The following is an 18663-nucleotide window of genomic DNA, read 5'->3' on the forward strand; positions in this document are numbered from 1 at the left end:
AGCTGCTCGATTCGGGCGAGGCGGGCGACAACATCGGCGCGCTTCTGCGCGGCATCAACCGCGACGACGTGGAGCGCGGGCAGGTTCTGTGCAAGCCGAAGTCCGTGACGCCGCACACGAAGTTCGAGGCGGAGGCCTACATCCTGACGAAGGAGGAGGGCGGTCGTCACACGCCGTTCTTCGCCAACTACCGTCCGCAGTTCTACTTCCGCACGACGGACGTGACGGGGACGGTGACGCTGAAGGAGGGCACGGAGATGGTGATGCCGGGCGACAACGTGTCGTTCTCGGTCGAGCTGATCGCGCCCATCGCCATGGAGGACGGCCTGCGCTTCGCCATCCGCGAGGGCGGCCGCACCGTCGGCGCAGGCGTCGTCTCAAAAATCATCGAGTGAGCGCGGCCCTGCCGCGGCTTTCAAGGGGCGCCCCGGCCGGGCGCCCCTTTTCTTTGGTACGTGGATTTCACGTCAGGCGCCTGGGGGCGGCGGGGTCCGGGCAGCGCATCCGCAACGGCAGCGGCGGGCGGGCGTGAATGATGGCCGACGGTCGATCCGGCGCAACCCGTTCGTTCGGGACAGCGACGGGATCCCATGCCGTGACGGCGCCCGGCGCCGCAACGGCGGGGCCCGCCGCCAGCGCAGCCGCCGCGACGAGTGGCAGGCGGGAAAGGCGGGGCGGGCGGGCACGGCGCGTCATGTCGTCTCCTTCCGGCTGGTGTTGCTTGGGCAGGTGAATCAAGGTTACCGGGTTCGCGATCACGCCGCAGTCCAAACCTTCGCGACCGGGCGGTCGCGGCGCCTCACGGGCGCGCGACGACGATCTTGCCGGTCGCGCCAAGAAATGCCGTGCGGGCGCTTGATTCCCGAGGAAAGGTGCCTTAAGTCGGCGCGTGGCCACAGGGGTATAGCTCAGCTGGTAGAGCGACGGTCTCCAAAACCGTAGGTCGCGGGTTCGAGCCCTGCTGCCCCTGCCACTTTCCTTCAGGTCGGCGCTGCGCCCTGCGATCCGAATCGCGTCTTGAATTCGCCACGTGGCCCGCGTATGTCGCGCGCAGCAGATCCCTATCCGAGGTTGGCGCAAGCATGGCAAGCCCGAACCCTTTGCAGTTCATCCAGCAGGTCCGCGCGGAAGTGGCCAAGGTCGTCTGGCCGACCCGGCGCGAAGTCCTGTTGACCACGGTCATGGTCTTCATCATGGCCGCCCTGACGGCGACGTTCTTCGCGCTGGTGGATCTGGTGATCCGCAGCGGCCTCGAGGGCGTCCTGTCGCTGTTCGGCTGAACGGGCAAAAACGCCCCCGCCCCCTTGAATCCGCCCGGAATTGGCGCTAGGCCACACGCCACTTCCCGGACATGGCGCGCGGCGATTCGTGTTGCGCGCCGATTTTTGTTTTGGGGTGGTCGGGCAAAGGCCTGTGGTGAAATGGATTTTCGGCCTTTGGCGCCGGTTGAGACGGGGGTTTTGGCCTTATGGCGAAGCGGTGGTACTCGGTCAGCGTTCTCTCGAACTTCGAGAAGAAGGTCGCCGAGCAGATCAGGCAATCGGTCGCCGAGAACGGCCTCGAGGACGAGATCGAGGAAGTGCTCGTGCCCACCGAGGAGGTGATCGAGGTGCGCCGTGGCAAGAAGGTCACGACCGAGCGCCGCTTCATGCCCGGCTACGTGCTCGTGCGCATGGAGATGTCGGACCGGGGATATCACCTTATCAACTCGATCAACCGCGTGACGGGGTTCCTTGGCCCGCAGGGGCGGCCGATGCCCATGCGCGATGCCGAGGTCAACGCGATCCTCAACCGCGTCCAGGAGGGCGAAGAGGCGCCGCGGACCCTGATTTCCTTCGAGGTGGGCGAGAAGGTCAAGGTGAACGACGGCCCGTTCGAGGATTTCGATGGCATGGTCGCCGAGGTGGACGACGACAACCAGCGCCTGAAGGTGATGGTCTCGATCTTCGGCCGGGAGACGCCGGTCGAGCTGGAATACACGCAGGTTACCAAGCAGGCCTGACGTGCGCGGGGCGTCGTCACGGCGCCCCCCGGAAATGCCCGGGCGACCGGGATGACGATGTGGGAGGTCGGGGCGTCGCGACGCCGCGCCGGACCACGGCAACGCAAAGGCCCGTCGACGCGTCGGCAGGCTGTTGGAAAGAAGGAGAGGCCAGATGGCCAAGAAACTTGCCGGCACCATGAAGCTGCAGGTGCCTGCCGGCCAGGCGAACCCCAGCCCGCCCGTCGGCCCGGCGCTGGGTCAGCGCGGCATCAACATCATGGAATTCTGCAAGGCGTTCAACGCCAAGACGCAGGAGATGGAGCAGGGCGCGCCCTGCCCCACGCTGATCACCTATTACCAGGACAAGTCCTTCGAGATGGAAATCAAGACGCCGCCGGCGTCCTACTATCTCAAGAAGGCGGCGAAGCTGAAGTCGGGCGCGACCACGCCGGGCCGCGCCACCGCCGGGACGGTGACGACCAAGCAGGTGCGCGAGATCGCGGAAGCGAAATGGCGCGACCTGAACGCCACCGACATGGAGTCCGCGATGAAGATCATCCTGGGCAGCGCGAAGTCCATGGGCATCGAGGTGAAGTAAGATGGCAAAGCTTGGAAAACGTACCCGCGCTGCCCGCGAGGCCGTCTCCGGCAAGAGTGACGTCTCTGTCGAGGAGGCCGTCTCGGTGATCAAGCAGAACGCAACGGCAAACTTCGACGAAACCGTCGAGATCGCTGTGAATCTCGGGGTCGATCCGCGCCATGCCGACCAGATGGTGCGTGGCGTCGTCGGCCTGCCGAACGGCACTGGCAAGGACGTGCGCGTTGCCGTGTTTGCCCGCGGACAGAAGGCCGAGGAAGCGCAGGAGGCCGGCGCGGACATCGTCGGCGCCGAGGACCTGATGGAAACGATCCAGGGCGGCGAGATCAACTTCGAGCGCTGCATCGCCACCCCCGACATGATGCCGGTGGTGGGGCGCCTGGGCAAGATCCTGGGCCCGCGCAACCTGATGCCGAACCCCAAGGTCGGCACCGTGACCATGGACGTGGCCCAGGCGGTGAAGGATGCCAAGGCCGGTCAGGTCCAGTTCAAGGCCGAGAAGGCCGGCGTGGTGCACGCGGGCGTCGGCAAGGCGTCGTTCGACGAGAGCAAGCTGGCCGAGAACGTGCGTGCCTTCATCGCCGCCGTGAACAAGGCCAAGCCGGCGGGCGCCAAGGGCACCTACGTCAAGAAGATCTCGCTGACCTCGACCATGGGGCCGGGCGTCAGCGTGGACGTGGGCAACGCCGCGTCCGAACAATAAGGATTTGGTGCGGTCCCGTTCGCGGGGCCGGGCCGAATGGCGGGGCCGGTTGCGGCCTCGTCCTGTCCGAGATGGAGGGTTGGGCCAACGCCCTATAATTCCTTCCTGAGATGGGGAACGAGATGGGATTTCAACGAAGGCGGCCATCGCTTTCGGGGTGATCTTGGCCTCGGGACCCTGAAATTGGACCCGAACGCCGCCCCGCCGGGGTGGCACAACCGAGCCGGGGGGGAACCCCCAGAACTGGAGTGAAACTGTGGATAGAGCCCAGAAAGAGAAAGTGGTCGAGGAACTCGGCCAGATCTTCGAAAGCTCTGGCGTCGTCGTGGTCGCCCACTACGCCGGCCTGACAGTTGCCGAGATGCAGGATCTTCGTGCGCGCGCCCGCGCGGCCGATGCATCCGTCCGCGTCGCCAAGAACAGGCTCGCCAAGATCGCCCTCGAGGGCCGGCCCTGCGAAAGCATCGCCGAATTCCTTCAGGGCATGACCGTTCTGACCTTCTCCGAGGACCCCGTGGCAGCAGCCAAGGTGGCCGAGGGTTTCGCCAAGGACAACAAGAAGTTCGAGATCCTTGGCGGGGCGATGGGGTCGGATCACCTGGACCGGGCCGGTGTCAAGGCGGTTTCCGACATGCCCTCGCGCGAGGAGCTTCTGGCTCAGCTCGCGGGCATGCTCGGCGCACCCGCCTCGAACGTCGCCGGTGCGATTGGCGCCCCTGCTTCGAACATCGCGAGCATCCTTTCGACCATCGAAGAGAAGGCCGAAGCCGCGTAAGCAACTGGAACGGATCGGCGTGGGGTTGATTGCCCGACGTTGGAACACATCTGAAAAACGGAAAGAGTCAAAATGGCTGATCTGAAGAAACTTGCCGAAGAGATCGTTGGTCTGACGCTTCTCGAGGCGCAGGAACTGAAAACCATCCTGAAGGACGAATACGGCATCGAGCCCGCCTCGGGCGGCGCCGTGATGATGGCCGGCCCCGCCGGTGGCGAAGCGGCCGAGGAAGCCGAAGAACAGACGGAATTCGACGTCATCCTGAAGTCGGCCGGCTCCTCGAAGATCAACGTGATCAAGGAAGTTCGCGGCATCACGGGCCTGGGCCTGAAGGAAGCCAAGGAACTGGTCGAGGCCGGCGGCAAGCCCGTCAAGGAAGGCGTCGACAAGGAAGAGGCCGAGGACATCAAGAAGAAGCTCGAAGACGCTGGCGCGGAAATCGAGCTGAAGTGACGACATCCGGCTTCGCCCGGTGAGCAGACGTGGCTGGGTCCGGTTTCCCCGGGCCCAGCCGAACCTGTCTCGGACAGCCCCTTGTGACGCAGGGGTTGTCTCAGGCGAGGTTCTCGCGATCGGGAGGCCCCTGGTGGGACAGGGGCCGGGAATGGATCGCAACCCGCTATCTCGGTTGGCCGCGGCGCTGGGGCCCGACAGCGCGCGTGGCCGGTGAGAAACGAAAGGTGACATCGAAAATGGCTAACACCTACCTCGGCCAGAAGCGTTTGCGCCGGTACTTCGGCAAGATTCGCGAAGTGCTGGACATGCCCAACCTCATCGAGGTCCAGAAATCCTCATACGATCTTTTCCTCCATTCCGGCGACCAGCCGGAGCCGCAGGACGGCGAGGGGATCAAGGGCGTTTTCCAGTCGGTTTTCCCGATCAGCGATTTCAACGAGACCAGCGTCATCGAATTCGTCGACTACGAGCTGGAGAAGCCGAAATACGACGTCGAGGAGTGCATGCAGCGCGACATGACCTACGCGGCGCCGCTCAAGGTCACGCTGCGGCTCATCGTGTTCGACGTCGACGACGACACCGGGTCCAAGTCCGTGAAGGACATCAAGGAGCAGGACGTCTTCATGGGTGACATGCCCCTGATGACGCCGCACGGCACCTTCATCGTCAACGGCACCGAGCGGGTGATCGTCAGCCAGATGCACCGGTCGCCGGGTGTCTTCTTCGACCACGACAAGGGCAAGACCCACAGCTCGGGCAAGCTGCTCTTCGCCTGCCGCATCATCCCCTACCGCGGCTCGTGGCTCGATTTCGAGTTCGACGCCAAGGACATCGTCTATTGCCGCATCGACCGGCGCCGGAAACTCCCGGTGACGACCCTGCTCTATGCGCTCGGCCTCGATCAGGAAGGCATCATGAATGCCTACTACGACACGGTCGACTACAAGCTGAAAAAGAAGAAGGGCTGGGTCACCAAGTTCTTCCCCGAGCGTGTGCGCGGCACGCGCCCCGCCTATGACCTTGTCGACGCCAAGACGGGCGAGGTCATCGCCGAGGCCGGCAAGAAGGTCACGCCGCGCGCGGTCAAGAAGCTCATCGACGAGGGCTCCGTCGACGAGATCCTCGTGCCCTTCGACCAGATCGTCGGCAAGTACGTGGCGCGCGACATCATCAACGAGGAAACCGGCGCGATCTATGTCGAGGCCGGCGACGAACTCACGCTGGAACACGACAAGGACGGCGAGATAACCGGCGGCACCCTTCAGGAACTGCTGGACGCGGGCATCACCGATATCCCGGTGCTCGACATCGATAACGTGAACGTCGGCCCCTACATCCGCAACACGATGGCGATGGACAAGAACATGAACCGCGAAACCGCGCTCATGGACATCTATCGCGTGATGCGCCCAGGCGAGCCGCCGACCGAGGAAGCGGCCTCGGCGCTGTTCGATTCCCTGTTCTTCGACGCCGAACGCTATGACCTGTCGGCCGTGGGTCGTGTGAAGATGAACATGCGTCTGAACCTTGATGCCGAGGATACCCAGCGCACCCTTCGGCGCGAGGATATCGTGGCCTGCATCAAGGCACTGGTGGAACTGCGCGACGGCCGCGGCGAAGTGGACGATATCGACCACCTCGGAAACCGCCGCGTCCGGTCGGTCGGCGAACTGATGGAGAACCAGTACCGCGTCGGCCTGCTGCGCATGGAGCGCGCGATCAAGGAGCGCATGTCGGGCGTCGAGATCGACACGGTCATGCCGCAGGACCTGATAAATGCCAAGCCGGCGGCGGCGGCGGTGCGCGAATTCTTCGGCTCGTCCCAGCTGTCGCAGTTCATGGACCAGACCAACCCGCTCAGCGAGGTCACGCACAAGCGGCGCCTCTCGGCGCTCGGGCCGGGCGGCCTGACGCGCGAGCGCGCGGGTTTCGAGGTGCGCGACGTTCACCCGACCCACTACGGCCGCATGTGCCCGATCGAGACGCCGGAAGGCCCGAACATCGGCCTGATCAACAGCCTGGCGACCTTCGCACGGGTCAACAAGTACGGCTTCATCGAGACGCCGTACCGCCGGGTCGAGAACGGGCAGGTGACCGACGAGGTCCAGTACATGTCGGCCACCGAGGAGATGCGCCATACCGTCGCCCAGGCCAACGCCAAGCTCGACGACGCGGGCCGCTTCGTGAACGATCTGGTGAGCACGCGGCAGGCGGGCGAATACATGCTCGCGCCGAACGAGACGGTGGACCTGATCGACGTCAGCCCCAAGCAGCTGGTGTCGGTGGCGGCCTCGCTGATCCCGTTCCTGGAAAACGATGACGCCAACCGCGCGCTGATGGGCTCGAACATGCAGCGGCAGGCCGTGCCGACGCTGCGGTCCGAGGCGCCGCTGGTGGGGACCGGCATCGAGGGCGTCGTCGCCCGCGATTCGGGGGCCTCGATCATGGCCAGGCGCGCGGGCGTCATCGACCAGGTCGACGGCACCCGGATCGTCGTGCGCGCCACCGAGGACCTCGAGGTGGGCGACCCCGGCGTGGACATCTACCGCATGCGCAAGTTCCAGCGCAGCAACCAGAACACCTGCATCAACCAGCGTCCGCTGGTGACGGTGGGCCAGAGCGTCGAGAAGGGCGAGGTCATCGCCGATGGCCCCTCGACCGATCTGGGCGAACTGGCGCTGGGCAAGAACGTGGTGACCGCGTTCATGCCGTGGAACGGCTACAACTTCGAGGACTCGATCCTGATCTCGGAACGGGTGGCGCGCGATGACGTGTTCACCTCCGTGCACATCGAGGAATTCGAGGTCGCCGCGCGCGACACGAAGCTCGGCCCGGAAGAGATCACCCGCGACATTCCCAACGTGGGCGAGGAGGCGCTGCGCAACCTCGACGAGGCCGGCATCGTCTACATCGGCGCCGACGTGGAGCCCGGCGACATCCTGGTGGGCAAGATCACGCCCAAGGGCGAAAGCCCGATGACCCCGGAAGAGAAGCTGCTGCGCGCGATCTTCGGGGAAAAGGCGTCGGACGTGCGCGACACGTCGCTGCGGGTGAAGCCGGGCGATTTCGGCACCGTCGTCGAGGTGCGCGTCTTCAACCGCCACGGCGTGGAAAAGGACGAGCGCGCGTTGCAGATCGAGCGCGAGGAAGTCGAACGCCTTGCCCGCGACCGCGACGACGAGCTGGCGATCCTCGATCGCAACATCTATGCCCGCCTCAAGTCGCTCCTGCTGGGCAAGACCGCGGTCAAGGGCCCCAAGGGCGTCAAGGCGAACTCGGAGATCACCGAGGAGCTGCTGGAGTCGCTGACCAAGGGCCAGTGGTGGCAGCTCGCGCTCAAGGACGAGCAGGACGCGCAGGTCGTCGAGGCCCTCAACGAGCAGTACGAAAGCCAGAAACGCACGCTCGACGCCCGTTTCGAGGACAAGGTCGAGAAGGTGCGCCGTGGCGATGACCTGCCGCCGGGCGTGATGAAGATGGTCAAGGTCTTCATCGCGGTGAAGCGCAAGCTGCAGCCGGGTGACAAGATGGCCGGCCGGCACGGCAACAAGGGCGTGATCTCGAAGGTCGTTCCGATGGAGGACATGCCGTTCCTCGAGGACGGCACGCCGGTGGATTTCTGCCTCAACCCGCTGGGCGTGCCCAGCCGGATGAACGTGGGCCAGATCCTGGAGACCCACATGGGCTGGGCGTCGCGCGGGCTCGGCATCAAGGTCGACGAGGCGCTGCAGGAGTATCGCCGGTCGGGCGACATGACGCCGGTGCGCGAGGCCATGAAGATCGCCTATGGCGACGAGGTCTACGAGGAAGGCATTGCCGGCATGGACGAGCCGCAGCTGATCGAGGCCGCGGGCAACGTCACCAACGGCGTGCCCATCGCCACGCCGGTCTTCGACGGCGCCAAGGAGGCCGATGTCAACGACGCGCTGGAACGCGCGGGCTTTGACCAGTCCGGGCAGTCGGTGCTTTTCGACGGGCGCACGGGCGAGCAGTTCAGCCGCCCCGTGACGGTCGGCATCAAGTACCTGCTGAAGCTGCACCACCTGGTGGACGACAAGATCCACGCGCGCTCCACCGGCCCCTACAGCCTGGTCACCCAGCAGCCGCTGGGCGGCAAGGCGCAGTTCGGCGGCCAGCGTTTCGGCGAGATGGAGGTCTGGGCGCTGGAAGCCTACGGCGCGGCCTACACCCTGCAGGAGATGCTGACGGTGAAGTCCGACGACGTCGCGGGCCGCACGAAGGTCTACGAGTCGATCGTCAAGGGCGAGGACACCTTCGAGGCCGGCGTGCCCGAAAGCTTCAACGTGCTGGTGAAGGAAGTCCGCGGGCTCGGGCTCAACATGGAACTCCTGGACGTGGAGGAGGACGAGTGAGCCGAAGGGCGGGGTGATCTCCGCTCGACGGCGCTCCGGGCAGGGCGGGGTTCACCCCGCCACGCCCTCCTCTCCCGACGCAGGATATTCGAGGTATCAAGATGAACCAGGAACTGACGAACAACCCGTTCAACCCGAACGCACCGGCCAAGATCTTCGACGAGATCAAGGTCAGCCTCGCCTCGCCCGAGCGCATCCTCAGCTGGTCGTATGGCGAGATCAAGAAGCCCGAAACGATCAACTACCGCACGTTCAAGCCGGAGCGCGACGGCCTGTTCTGCGCCCGGATCTTCGGGCCGATCAAGGACTACGAGTGCCTGTGCGGCAAGTACAAGCGCATGAAGTACCGCGGTGTTGTCTGCGAGAAGTGCGGTGTCGAGGTCACGCTCCAGAAGGTCCGGCGCGAGCGCATGGGCCACATCGAGCTGGCCGCACCCTGCGCGCACATCTGGTTTCTCAAGTCGCTGCCCTCGCGCATCGGCCTGATGCTGGACATGACGCTGCGCGACCTCGAGCGCGTGCTCTATTTCGAGAACTACGTGGTGATCGAACCCGGTCTGACCGATCTGAGCTATGGCCAGATGCTGACCGAGGAAGAGTTCATGGACGCGCAGGACCAGTACGGTATGGATGCCTTCACCGCCAACATCGGCGCCGAGGCGATCCGCGAGATGCTGGCCCAGATCGACCTTGAAAGCGAGGCCGAGAACCTGCGCGCCGACCTGGCCGAGGCCACCGGCGAACTCAAGCCGAAGAAGATCATCAAGCGGCTCAAGGTCGTCGAGAGCTTCCTGGAGTCGGGCAACCGGCCCGAGTGGATGATCATGACCGTGATCCCGGTGATCCCGCCCGAGCTGCGCCCCCTGGTGCCGCTGGACGGCGGCCGGTTCGCGACCTCGGACCTCAACGATCTCTACCGCCGGGTCATCAACCGCAACAACCGCCTCAAGCGGCTGATCGAGTTGCGTGCGCCCGACATCATCGTGCGCAACGAAAAGCGGATGCTGCAGGAATCGGTCGATGCGCTGTTCGACAACGGCCGCCGCGGCCGGGTCATCACCGGCGCGAACAAGCGTCCGCTGAAATCGCTCTCGGACATGCTCAAGGGCAAGCAGGGCCGGTTCCGCCAGAACCTGCTGGGCAAGCGCGTGGACTTCTCGGGGCGCTCGGTCATCGTGACCGGCCCCGAGCTCAAGCTGCACCAGTGCGGGTTGCCGAAGAAGATGGCGCTGGAATTGTTCAAGCCCTTCATCTACTCGCGGCTCGAGGCGAAGGGCATGTCGTCCACCGTCAAGCAGGCCAAGAAGCTGGTGGAAAAGGAGCGGCCCGAGGTCTGGGACATCCTCGACGAGGTGATCCGCGAACACCCGGTGCTGCTCAACCGCGCGCCGACCCTGCACCGCCTGGGCATCCAGGCGTTCGAGCCCGTGCTGATCGAGGGCAAGGCGATCCAGCTTCACCCGCTGGTCTGCTCGGCCTTCAACGCGGACTTCGACGGCGACCAGATGGCCGTGCACGTGCCGCTGAGCCTCGAGGCGCAACTCGAGGCGCGGGTTCTGATGATGTCCACGAACAACGTGCTGTCGCCCGCCAACGGCGCGCCGATCATCGTGCCCAGCCAGGACATGATCCTGGGCCTCTACTACATTTCGCTCATGCGCGAGGGCATGAAGGGCGAGGGCATGGTCTTTTCCTCGGTCGAGGAGGTGCAGCACGCGCTGGAGGCCGGCGAGGTGCACATGCACGCCAAGATCGAGTGCCGCATCAAGCAGATCGACGAGGAAGGCAACGAGGTCGTCAGGCGGTACGAGACGACTCCGGGCCGCGTGCGCCTGGGCGCGCTGCTGCCCATGAACGCCAAGGCCCCCTTCGAGCTGGTCAACAAGCTGCTTCGCAAGAAGGAAGTGCAGAACGTGATCGACACCGTCTACCGCTACTGCGGGCAGAAGGAATCGGTGATCTTCTGCGACCAGATCATGTCCACGGGCTTCCGCGAAGCGTTCAACGCCGGTATCAGCTTCGGCAAGGACGACATGGTGATCCCCGATGACAAGTGGGGCATCGTCGAAGAAACCCGCCAGCAGGTGAAGGACTTCGAACAGCAGTACATGGACGGGCTGATCACCCAGGGCGAGAAGTACAACAAGGTCGTCGATGCGTGGTCCAAGTGCAACGACCAGGTCACCGAGGCGATGATGGGAACGATCTCGTCGTCGAAGTTCGATGACGGCGGCGCCGAGGTCGAGCCCAACAGCATCTACATGATGGCCCATTCGGGCGCGCGGGGCTCGGTCACGCAGATGAAGCAGCTGGGCGGCATGCGCGGCCTGATGGCCAAGCCCAACGGCGACATTATCGAGACGCCGATCATCTCGAACTTCAAGGAAGGTCTGACCGTGCTGGAGTACTTCAACTCCACCCACGGCGCACGGAAGGGCCTTTCGGACACCGCGTTGAAGACGGCGAACTCGGGCTACCTGACCCGGCGTCTCGTCGACGTGGCGCAGGATTGCATCGTGCGCGAGCATGACTGCGGCACCGACCGCGCGATCACCGTCGAGGCCGCCGTCAACGACGGCGAGGTCGTGGCGACGCTGGGCGAGCGCGTGCTGGGCCGCGTGGCCGCCGACGAGATCGTCAACCCCACCACGCAGGAAGTCCTGGTTTCGGAAGGCGAGCTGATCGACGAGCGCACCGCCGACGCGATCGAGGAGGCCGCGGTGCAATCGGCGCGCATCCGCTCGCCGCTGACCTGCGACAGCGAGGACGGCGTCTGCGCCATGTGCTACGGCCGCGACCTTGCGCGCGGCACGATGGTCAACACCGGCGAGGCCGTCGGAATCATCGCCGCACAGTCCATCGGCGAGCCGGGCACGCAGCTGACGATGCGGACCTTCCACATCGGCGGGGTCGCCACAGGTGGCCAGCAGTCGTTCCAGGAAGCGGGCCAGGAAGGCACGATCGACTTCGAGAACCCTCAGACGCTGGAGAATGCATCCGGCGAGACCCTGGTCATGGGCCGCAACATGAAACTGCGGATCATGGGCGAGAACGGCGTCGAACTGGCCAGCTACAAGGTGGGATACGGCACCAAGCTGTTCGTCAAGCAGGGCGACACCATCGCGCGCGGCGACAAGCTGTTCGAGTGGGATCCCTACACGCTGCCGATCCTGGCCGAGAAGGCGGGGACCGCGAAGTTCGTCGACCTCACCACCGGCGTGTCGGTGCGCGAGGAAACCGACGACGCGACGGGCATGACCCAGCGCATCGTCTCGGACTGGCGCGCCGCGCCCAAGGGCAACGAGCTCAAGCCCGAGATCCTGATCGTCGATCCGGAGACCGGCGAGCCGGTGCGCAACGACGTGGGCAACCCGGTCACCTACCCGATGTCGGTGGACGCGATCCTGTCGGTCGAGGACGGCCAGAAGATCGAGGCCGGCGATGTGGTCGCGCGGATCCCGCGCGAGGGCGCCAAGACCAAGGACATCACCGGCGGCCTGCCGCGGGTGGCCGAACTGTTCGAGGCACGCCGGCCCAAGGACCACGCGATCATCGCCGAGATCGACGGCTACGTGCGCTTCGGGAAGGACTACAAGAACAAGCGCCGCGTCACGATCGAGCCCGTGGACGAAAGCCAGGAACGCCGGGAGTACATGATCCCCAAGGGCAAGCACATCCCGGTGCAGGAGGGCGATTACATCCAGAAGGGCGACTACATCATGGACGGCAACCCGGCGCCGCACGACATCCTGTCGATCCTCGGTGTCGAGGCGCTGGCGGACTACATGATCAACGAGGTGCAGGAGGTCTATCGCCTGCAGGGCGTCAAGATCAACGACAAGCACATCGAGGTCGTCGTGCGCCAGATGCTGCAGAAGTGGGAGGTGCTCGACTCCGGCGAAACCACGCTGCTCAAGGGCGAGCACGTGGACAAGCAGGAGTTCGACGCCGCCAACGAGAAGGCGATCGCCAAGGGTGGCCGCCCTGCGCAGGGCGAGCCGATCCTGCTGGGTATCACCAAGGCATCGCTGCAGACGCGCAGCTTCATCTCTGCCGCCTCCTTCCAGGAGACCACCCGCGTGCTGACCGAGGCCAGCGTTCAGGGCAAGGTCGACAAGCTGCAGGGCCTGAAGGAAAACGTCATCGTCGGCCGGCTGATCCCGGCGGGGACCGGCGGGGCGACCCAGCAGGTCCGTCAGGTGGCGCAGAGCCGCGACAACGTCGTGATCGAGGCGCGCCGCGAAGAGGCGGAAGCGGCGGCCGCGCTTGCGGCCCCCGAACAGGAGCCGGGCAGCGACGAAGGGGCGGACACGCTCGTGGACACGCCGGAAGACCGCGACGAATAATCGCCTTGCTGTCCGGGCGGACAGGGGCCCCGCGCGACGGCGCGGGGCCCTTTTTCATTGCCGGCGCTTCAAATCGGTGTCTAATGCGCGGTGCGCGACGAACTGGCATCCCATGGCACGATCAGACAACCTGACCGGTGCGCTGCTGATGATGGCCTCGATGGCGGCCTTCACGCTGAACGACACCTTCATGAAAATGCTGGCCGGCGAGGTGCCGTTGTTCCAGCTGCTGTTCCTGCGTGGCGTCATCACCACGGTGGCGGTGGCGGCGATTGCCTTGTGGAACGGCGCGCTGCGCGCACGGGTTTCCCGGCGCGACCGCGGCTTCATCGCCTTGCGGATGCTGACGGAGATAGGGGCGGCGTATTTTTTCCTGACGGCGCTGTTCGAGATGCCGCTGGCCAACGTGACGGCGATCCTGCAGGCGCTGCCGCTGACGATCACGCTCGCCGCCGCGGTGTTCATGCGTGAACCCGTGGGCTGGCGCAGGGTCGGCGCCATTCTCGCGGGTTTCGTCGGCGTGCTGCTGATCGTGCGGCCGGGCACCGAAGGGTTCACGATCTATTCGCTTTACGTGCTGGCGGCGGTGGGGTGCGTGACACTGCGCGACCTGACAACCCGGCGTTTGTCGGCGGGTACGCCGTCGATGCTGGTCACGCTGACCACCTCGGTCGCGGTGATGGTGTTCTTCGGGCTGGCAAGCATGACCGTTGAGTGGGCGCCGATGGACCTGCGCGCCGGCGGCCTGACGCTGGCGGCAGGCACGATGGTGATCGGCGGCTACCTGTTTTCCATCATGGTAATGCGCGTGGGCGAGGTCAGCTTCGTCTCGCCTTTCCGCTATACCGGTCTGCTCTGGGCGCTTGTTCTGGGCTGGGCGGCTTTCGGCGAATGGCCCGAGCCGGTCACGCTGCTGGGCGCGGCCATCGTCGTGGGCAGCGGCCTGTTCATGCTCTACCGCGAGGCGCGGCTTGGTCGCGCGCGGCACGCCGCGCTGCGGCCGCGCCTGCGTTGACGGGCTTCAGGACGGCAAGGGCTCACGCCAGAGGGTGCGGACATGATCGGGCTCGATGTTGAACGCGCGGCGGAAAACGGCCTCTCCCCCGGAGTCGAGCAACGGCAGGTCCAGCGGCTTGATCCCGGGGCGTTGTCGCGAGCCGTTGAAGGTGTTGTGCCCGCGAACGAACATGTCCGGATCAGGCAGGGTCAGCACCGGCATGAGTTCGGGAAGCTTCTGGTGGCCGAAGTTCAGAATGCCGCGCCGCGCCCAGGGTTTGACGGACATGCCCAGCGCCGGCGTCCAAACGGGTTTGACAACCGGCTGGGCCGAGATGCCCTCGGGGCCGGGGCGCGCGACGTGGCCGTGGTTGAAATCGAAAGCGACGAAGCGTTCCTGCCGGATCAGCGGACGCACGCGGTCGGCGGCGGCGCGCAGGCGTTCCACGAAACGAACGCTGACCGCGTCGTCGTCGTCCATGCGGAACTGCAGGCTGGGCACGCCTCGATCCTCGCGCACCGCCTCGATCGCCTTGAACATCGCGGTGCGGTGCCGCTCGGGCGGGCGTGCCTGTATCACCGCCTGCGGCATGTCGGCCAGCAGCGCGCGCAGCCTTGCCTCGGCGTCCGGGGGCATCCTCTGGCCGATCACGACAAGGAAAGTGAAATCGGGGTCGGACTGTGCCTGCAACGCGGGCAGTGTGAAGCTTTCGAAGGTTCGGAACCTTTCCTCGAGCCGCTCGGGCGCGTACAGGAAGGCCTCCCGTTCCTCGGTCGTCTCGTGCTCGATCTTGAACCCGCCGATCGCCGGATAGGAAAATCGGCAGACCCCGATGACTTGCATGTCGCTGGCTTGCATTCGGCTGCTCCGGTCTTTTGATCTGGCGCGGCTTGCTTGCCGGATAATGACACAGACAGGCCAAGTCGCAAGATCCGCCGGCCACTGTTGACAACCCCCGCGACTCCCCCTATACGCGCGACAGCTTGGCGTCCGGGGTGTGTCCCGTCGCCGATATCATAACTGAAGTGGTCAAGATCCGGGCGCTCTGCCCCGATCCTCTGGAGGCCCACCGCGTCGTGCCTGATCGAGCAGGATACGATGGCGGTTTTTACGTTTTGCGGACGCGCGAGACGTGAGCCATTAACCCGCACGCCCGGGGCGTGCAGACACATGTGTTGAGAGACGGGGAAAGAACCGGAATGCCAACGATTCAGCAGCTGATCCGCAAGCCGCGGCAGCCGAAAGTAAGGTCCCAGAAGTCCATGCACCTGCAGGGGTGCCCGCAGAAGCGCGGGGTCTGCACGCGGGTCTACACGACGACGCCGAAGAAGCCGAACTCGGCCATGCGGAAGGTTGCCAAGGTGCGCCTGACGAACGGCTACGAGGTCATCAGCTACATCCCCGGCGAGAAGCACAACCTCCAGGAGCACTCGGTGGTCCTGATCCGCGGCGGCCGTGTCAAGGACCTTCCCGGCGTGCGTTACCACATCCTGCGCGGTGTGCTCGACACGCAGGGCGTCAAGGATCGCAAGCAACGTCGCTCGAAATACGGCGCCAAGCGTCCGAAATAAGAGGATTTTGAAGAATGTCCCGTCGTCACGCCGCTGAAAAGCGCGAGATCCTGCCCGACGCCAAGTACGGCGACCGGGTCCTGTCGAAGTTCATGAACAACCTGATGATCGACGGCAAGAAGTCGGTCGCGGAAAAGATCGTCTACAGCGCCCTTGACCGGGTGGAGAACAAGGTCAAGCGCGCGCCGGTGGAGATCTTCCACGAGGCGATCGACAACATCAAGCCGTCCGTCGAGGTCCGCTCGCGCCGCGTTGGCGGGGCCACCTACCAGGTGCCCGTCGAGGTGCGCCCCGAGCGCCGCGAGGCGCTGGCCATCCGCTGGCTGATCAACGCCAGCCGCGCCCGTAACGAGAACACGATGGAAGAACGCCTCGCCGGGGAGCTTCTGGATGCTGTGAACAGCCGGGGTTCCGCCGTGAAGAAGCGCGAAGACACTCACAAGATGGCCGAGGCGAACAAGGCCTTCAGCCACTACCGCTGGTAACCTTCCAAAGGCATCTGACCCATGGCACGCGAATATTCCCTCGACCGCTATCGCAACTTCGGCATCATGGCCCACATCGACGCCGGCAAGACCACCTGCACCGAGCGGGTCCTGTTCTATACCGGCAAGTCCCACAAGATCGGCGAGGTGCATGACGGCGCCGCGACGATGGACTGGATGAGCCAGGAGCAGGAGCGTGGCATCACCATCACATCGGCCGCGACCACGACCTTCTGGTTCCGCACCGAGGATGGCAAGACCCCGACCGGCATCTACGGCGACACCCCCGAGGAGGCGAAGTTCCGCTTCAACATCATCGACACCCCCGGGCACGTGGACTTCACCATCGAGGTGGAGCGCAGCCTTGCCGTGCTCGACGGTGCGGTCGCCGTGCTGGATGCCAACGCCGGCGTCGAGCCGCAGACGGAAACCGTCTGGCGCCAGGCCGACCGGTACCAGGTGCCGCGGATCGTTTTCGTCAACAAGATGGACAAGCTGGGCGCGGACTTCTTCAACTGCGTCGAGATGATCAAGGACCGCACCGGCGCGACGCCGGCGCCGATCCAGATGCCCATCGGGGCCGAGGACAAGCTGGAAGGCATCGTCGACCTGGTCACCATGAAGGAGTGGGTCTGGAAGGGCGAAGACCTGGGTGCGACCTGGGTGATCCAGGACATCCGCGACGAGCTCAGGGACAAGGCCGAGGAGATGCGCGGCGAGCTGATCGAGATCGCCGTCGAGGTCGATGACGAGGCCATGGAAGCCTATCTCGAGGGCGAGGAGCCCGACGAGCCCAAGCTGCGCGAGCTGATCCGCAAGGGCACGCTGGAGCTGGCCTTCGTGCCGATCCTCGGCGGCTCGGCGTTCAAGAACAAGGGTGTCCAGCCGCTCCTGAACGCCGTGATCGACTATCTGCCCGGTCCGCTCGACGTGCCGCCCTACATGGGTTTCGCGCCGGACGACGAGACCGAGACGCGCAACATCGAACGCAGGCCGGGTGACGATCAGCCGTTCGCCGGGCTGGCCTTCAAGATCATGAACGACCCCTTCGTGGGCTCGCTGACCTTCACCCGGATCTACTCCGGCATCATGGAAAAGGGCGGCAACGTGCTCAACGCGACCAAGGGCCGCCGCGAGCGCATCGGGCGCATGATGATGATGCACTCCAACTCCCGCGAGGAGATCGACTGGGCAGGCTCCGGCGACATCATCGCGCTGGCGGGCCTGAAGGAGACGACCACCGGCGACACGCTGTGCGACCCCGCCAAGCCGGTCGTGCTGGAAACCATGACGTTCCCCGATCCGGTGATCGAGATCGCCGTCGAGCCCAAGTCGAAGGCCGACCAGGAGAAGATGAGCCAGGGCCTGCAGCGGCTCGCTGCCGAGGACCCGTCCTTCAAGGTCGAAACCGATCTGGAATCGGGTCAGACCATCATGAAGGGCATGGGCGAGCTTCACCTCGACATCCTGATCGACCGCCTCAAGCGCGAATTCAAGGTGGACGCGAACATCGGTGCGCCGCAGGTGGCCTATCGCGAAACGATCTCGAACCAGATCCTGCACACCTACACGCACAAGAAGCAGACGGGCGGTTCGGGGCAGTTCGCCGAGGTCCAGCTGGAAATCGCGCCGACCGAGCCCGGCGAGGGCTACAGTTTCGAATCCCGGATCGTCGGCGGTAACGTGCCGAAAGAGTACATCCCGGGTGTCGAGAAGGGCATCGAGTCGGTTATGGAATCCGGCCCGCTCGCCGGTTTCCCCGTGATCGACTTCAAGGTCGCGCTGGTGGACGGCAAGTATCACGACGTGGACTCGTCGGTCATGGCCTTCGAGATCGCCAGCCGGATGTGCATGCGCGAGGGCCTGCGGAAGGCGGGCGCCAAGCTGCTCGAGCCGGTCATGAAGGTCGAGGTGGTGACGCCGGAGGAATACACCGGGTCCATCATCGGCGACCTGACCTCGCGGCGCGGGCAGGTTCAGGGCCAGGAGCCGCGCGGCAACGCGATCGTCATCGACGCGCACGTGCCGCTGGCGAACATGTTCGGCTACATCAACACGCTCCGCTCGATGTCATCGGGCCGCGCCCAGTTCACGATGCAGTTCTCGCATTACGAACCGGTGCCGCAGAACATCTCGGACGAGATCCAGGCGAAGTACGCATAACACCGGGTGGCGGGGTGCACCCCGCCCTGCCCATCAACCGTAGGGCGGGGTTCACCCCGCCATCCGAAAAGACAAGGAGGCCACGATGGCAAAGGAAAAGTTTGACCGTTCGAAACCGCACGTGAACATCGGGACGATTGGTCACGTTGACCACGGCAAGACGACGTTGACGGCTGCGATCACGAAGTATTTCGGTGATTTCCAGGCCTACG

Annotated in this window: 15 protein-coding genes and 1 tRNA gene; 15 read left to right on the forward strand and 1 reads right to left on the reverse strand. The window is 65.1% G+C overall.

What is annotated here, in order from left to right; genetic code table 11:
* The 11 genes from CEF10_RS16275 to CEF10_RS16325 form a co-directional block, all read left to right on the forward strand.
* Positions 1-395, forward strand: a 395-nt coding sequence (locus CEF10_RS16275; protein ID WP_456300079.1) for an EF-Tu C-terminal domain-related protein, incomplete at its 5' end; no start/stop codon positions are given.
* A 502-nt stretch (positions 396-897) separates the two neighbouring features.
* Positions 898-973: transfer RNA gene (locus tag CEF10_RS16280), tRNA-Trp, on the forward strand.
* 109 nt (positions 974-1082) lie between these two features.
* A complete protein-coding gene (gene secE, locus CEF10_RS16285) occupies positions 1083-1280 on the forward strand; it encodes a preprotein translocase subunit SecE (RefSeq protein ID WP_101069227.1) in 198 nt (65 codons plus the stop codon).
* A gap of 188 nt (positions 1281-1468) precedes the next feature.
* Positions 1469-2002 (forward strand): transcription termination/antitermination protein NusG, encoded by a 534-nt coding sequence (nusG, locus tag CEF10_RS16290; RefSeq protein WP_101069228.1) that lies wholly within the window; start codon positions 1469-1471, stop codon positions 2000-2002.
* A 154-nt stretch (positions 2003-2156) separates the two neighbouring features.
* On the forward strand, positions 2157-2582 hold the full coding sequence (gene rplK, locus CEF10_RS16295) for a 50S ribosomal protein L11 (protein ID WP_101069229.1): 426 nt from the start codon (positions 2157-2159) through the stop codon (positions 2580-2582).
* A 1-nt stretch (position 2583) separates the two neighbouring features.
* A complete protein-coding gene (gene rplA / locus CEF10_RS16300; protein ID WP_101069230.1) occupies positions 2584-3285 on the forward strand; it encodes a 50S ribosomal protein L1 in 702 nt (233 codons plus the stop codon).
* A gap of 256 nt (positions 3286-3541) precedes the next feature.
* Complete coding sequence (rplJ, locus tag CEF10_RS16305; RefSeq protein ID WP_101069231.1) at positions 3542-4060, forward strand: 50S ribosomal protein L10; 519 nt, start codon at positions 3542-3544, stop codon at positions 4058-4060.
* Between the two features lie 72 nt (positions 4061-4132).
* Positions 4133-4513 (forward strand): 50S ribosomal protein L7/L12, encoded by a 381-nt coding sequence (gene rplL, locus CEF10_RS16310; protein WP_101069232.1) that lies wholly within the window; start codon positions 4133-4135, stop codon positions 4511-4513.
* A 239-nt stretch (positions 4514-4752) separates the two neighbouring features.
* Positions 4753-8889 (forward strand): DNA-directed RNA polymerase subunit beta, encoded by a 4137-nt coding sequence (rpoB, locus tag CEF10_RS16315; RefSeq protein WP_101069233.1) that lies wholly within the window; start codon positions 4753-4755, stop codon positions 8887-8889.
* Between the two features lie 101 nt (positions 8890-8990).
* Positions 8991-13235: a DNA-directed RNA polymerase subunit beta' gene (gene rpoC / locus CEF10_RS16320; RefSeq protein ID WP_101069234.1), complete on the forward strand. Its 4245-nt coding sequence runs from the start codon at positions 8991-8993 to the stop codon at positions 13233-13235.
* A gap of 112 nt (positions 13236-13347) precedes the next feature.
* Positions 13348-14250: a DMT family transporter gene (locus CEF10_RS16325; RefSeq protein WP_101069235.1), complete on the forward strand. Its 903-nt coding sequence runs from the start codon at positions 13348-13350 to the stop codon at positions 14248-14250.
* Between the two features lie 6 nt (positions 14251-14256).
* Here CEF10_RS16325 and CEF10_RS16330 read toward each other — a convergent pair whose 3' ends face one another.
* Positions 14257-15090 carry a putative rhamnosyl transferase gene (locus tag CEF10_RS16330; RefSeq protein ID WP_232796552.1) on the reverse strand — a complete coding sequence of 278 codons (834 nt, stop codon included), beginning with the start codon at positions 15088-15090 and terminating at the stop codon, positions 14257-14259.
* 341 nt (positions 15091-15431) lie between these two features.
* On the opposite strand from CEF10_RS16330, the gene rpsL reads away from it, so the two are divergent.
* From rpsL to CEF10_RS16350, 4 genes are all read left to right on the forward strand, one after another.
* Positions 15432-15803 (forward strand): 30S ribosomal protein S12, encoded by a 372-nt coding sequence (rpsL, locus tag CEF10_RS16335; protein WP_087596791.1) that lies wholly within the window; start codon positions 15432-15434, stop codon positions 15801-15803.
* A gap of 14 nt (positions 15804-15817) precedes the next feature.
* Entirely contained in the window at positions 15818-16288 is a 471-nt protein-coding gene (gene rpsG, locus CEF10_RS16340; RefSeq protein ID WP_101069237.1) for a 30S ribosomal protein S7, read from the forward strand.
* Between the two features lie 21 nt (positions 16289-16309).
* Positions 16310-18451 (forward strand): elongation factor G, encoded by a 2142-nt coding sequence (fusA, locus tag CEF10_RS16345; protein WP_101069238.1) that lies wholly within the window; start codon positions 16310-16312, stop codon positions 18449-18451.
* An 85-nt stretch (positions 18452-18536) separates the two neighbouring features.
* The coding region (locus CEF10_RS16350; RefSeq protein ID WP_232796553.1) for a GTP-binding protein at positions 18537-18663 on the forward strand (127 nt) is incomplete at its 3' end.

It is taken from the genome of Roseovarius salinarum (assembly GCF_002834145.1).
GTDB classification, from domain to species: Bacteria; Pseudomonadota; Alphaproteobacteria; order Rhodobacterales; family Rhodobacteraceae; genus Roseovarius; species Roseovarius salinarum.

Coding starts and splice junctions, on each gene's coding strand:
- secE (WP_101069227.1), top strand. CDS start 1,083: ATGGCAAGCCCGAACCCTTTGCAGTTCATCCAGCAGGTCCGCGCGGAA.
- rplL (WP_101069232.1), top strand. CDS start 4,133: ATGGCTGATCTGAAGAAACTTGCCGAAGAGATCGTTGGTCTGACGCTT.
- rplK (WP_101069229.1), top strand. CDS start 2,157: ATGGCCAAGAAACTTGCCGGCACCATGAAGCTGCAGGTGCCTGCCGGC.
- rpoC (WP_101069234.1), top strand. CDS start 8,991: ATGAACCAGGAACTGACGAACAACCCGTTCAACCCGAACGCACCGGCC.
- nusG (WP_101069228.1), top strand. CDS start 1,469: ATGGCGAAGCGGTGGTACTCGGTCAGCGTTCTCTCGAACTTCGAGAAG.
- CEF10_RS16325 (WP_101069235.1), top strand. CDS start 13,348: ATGGCACGATCAGACAACCTGACCGGTGCGCTGCTGATGATGGCCTCG.
- rpsG (WP_101069237.1), top strand. CDS start 15,818: ATGTCCCGTCGTCACGCCGCTGAAAAGCGCGAGATCCTGCCCGACGCC.
- rpoB (WP_101069233.1), top strand. CDS start 4,753: ATGGCTAACACCTACCTCGGCCAGAAGCGTTTGCGCCGGTACTTCGGC.
- rplA (WP_101069230.1), top strand. CDS start 2,584: ATGGCAAAGCTTGGAAAACGTACCCGCGCTGCCCGCGAGGCCGTCTCC.
- fusA (WP_101069238.1), top strand. CDS start 16,310: ATGGCACGCGAATATTCCCTCGACCGCTATCGCAACTTCGGCATCATG.
- CEF10_RS16330 (WP_232796552.1), bottom strand. CDS start 15,090: ATGCAAGCCAGCGACATGCAAGTCATCGGGGTCTGCCGATTTTCCTAT.
- rpsL (WP_087596791.1), top strand. CDS start 15,432: ATGCCAACGATTCAGCAGCTGATCCGCAAGCCGCGGCAGCCGAAAGTA.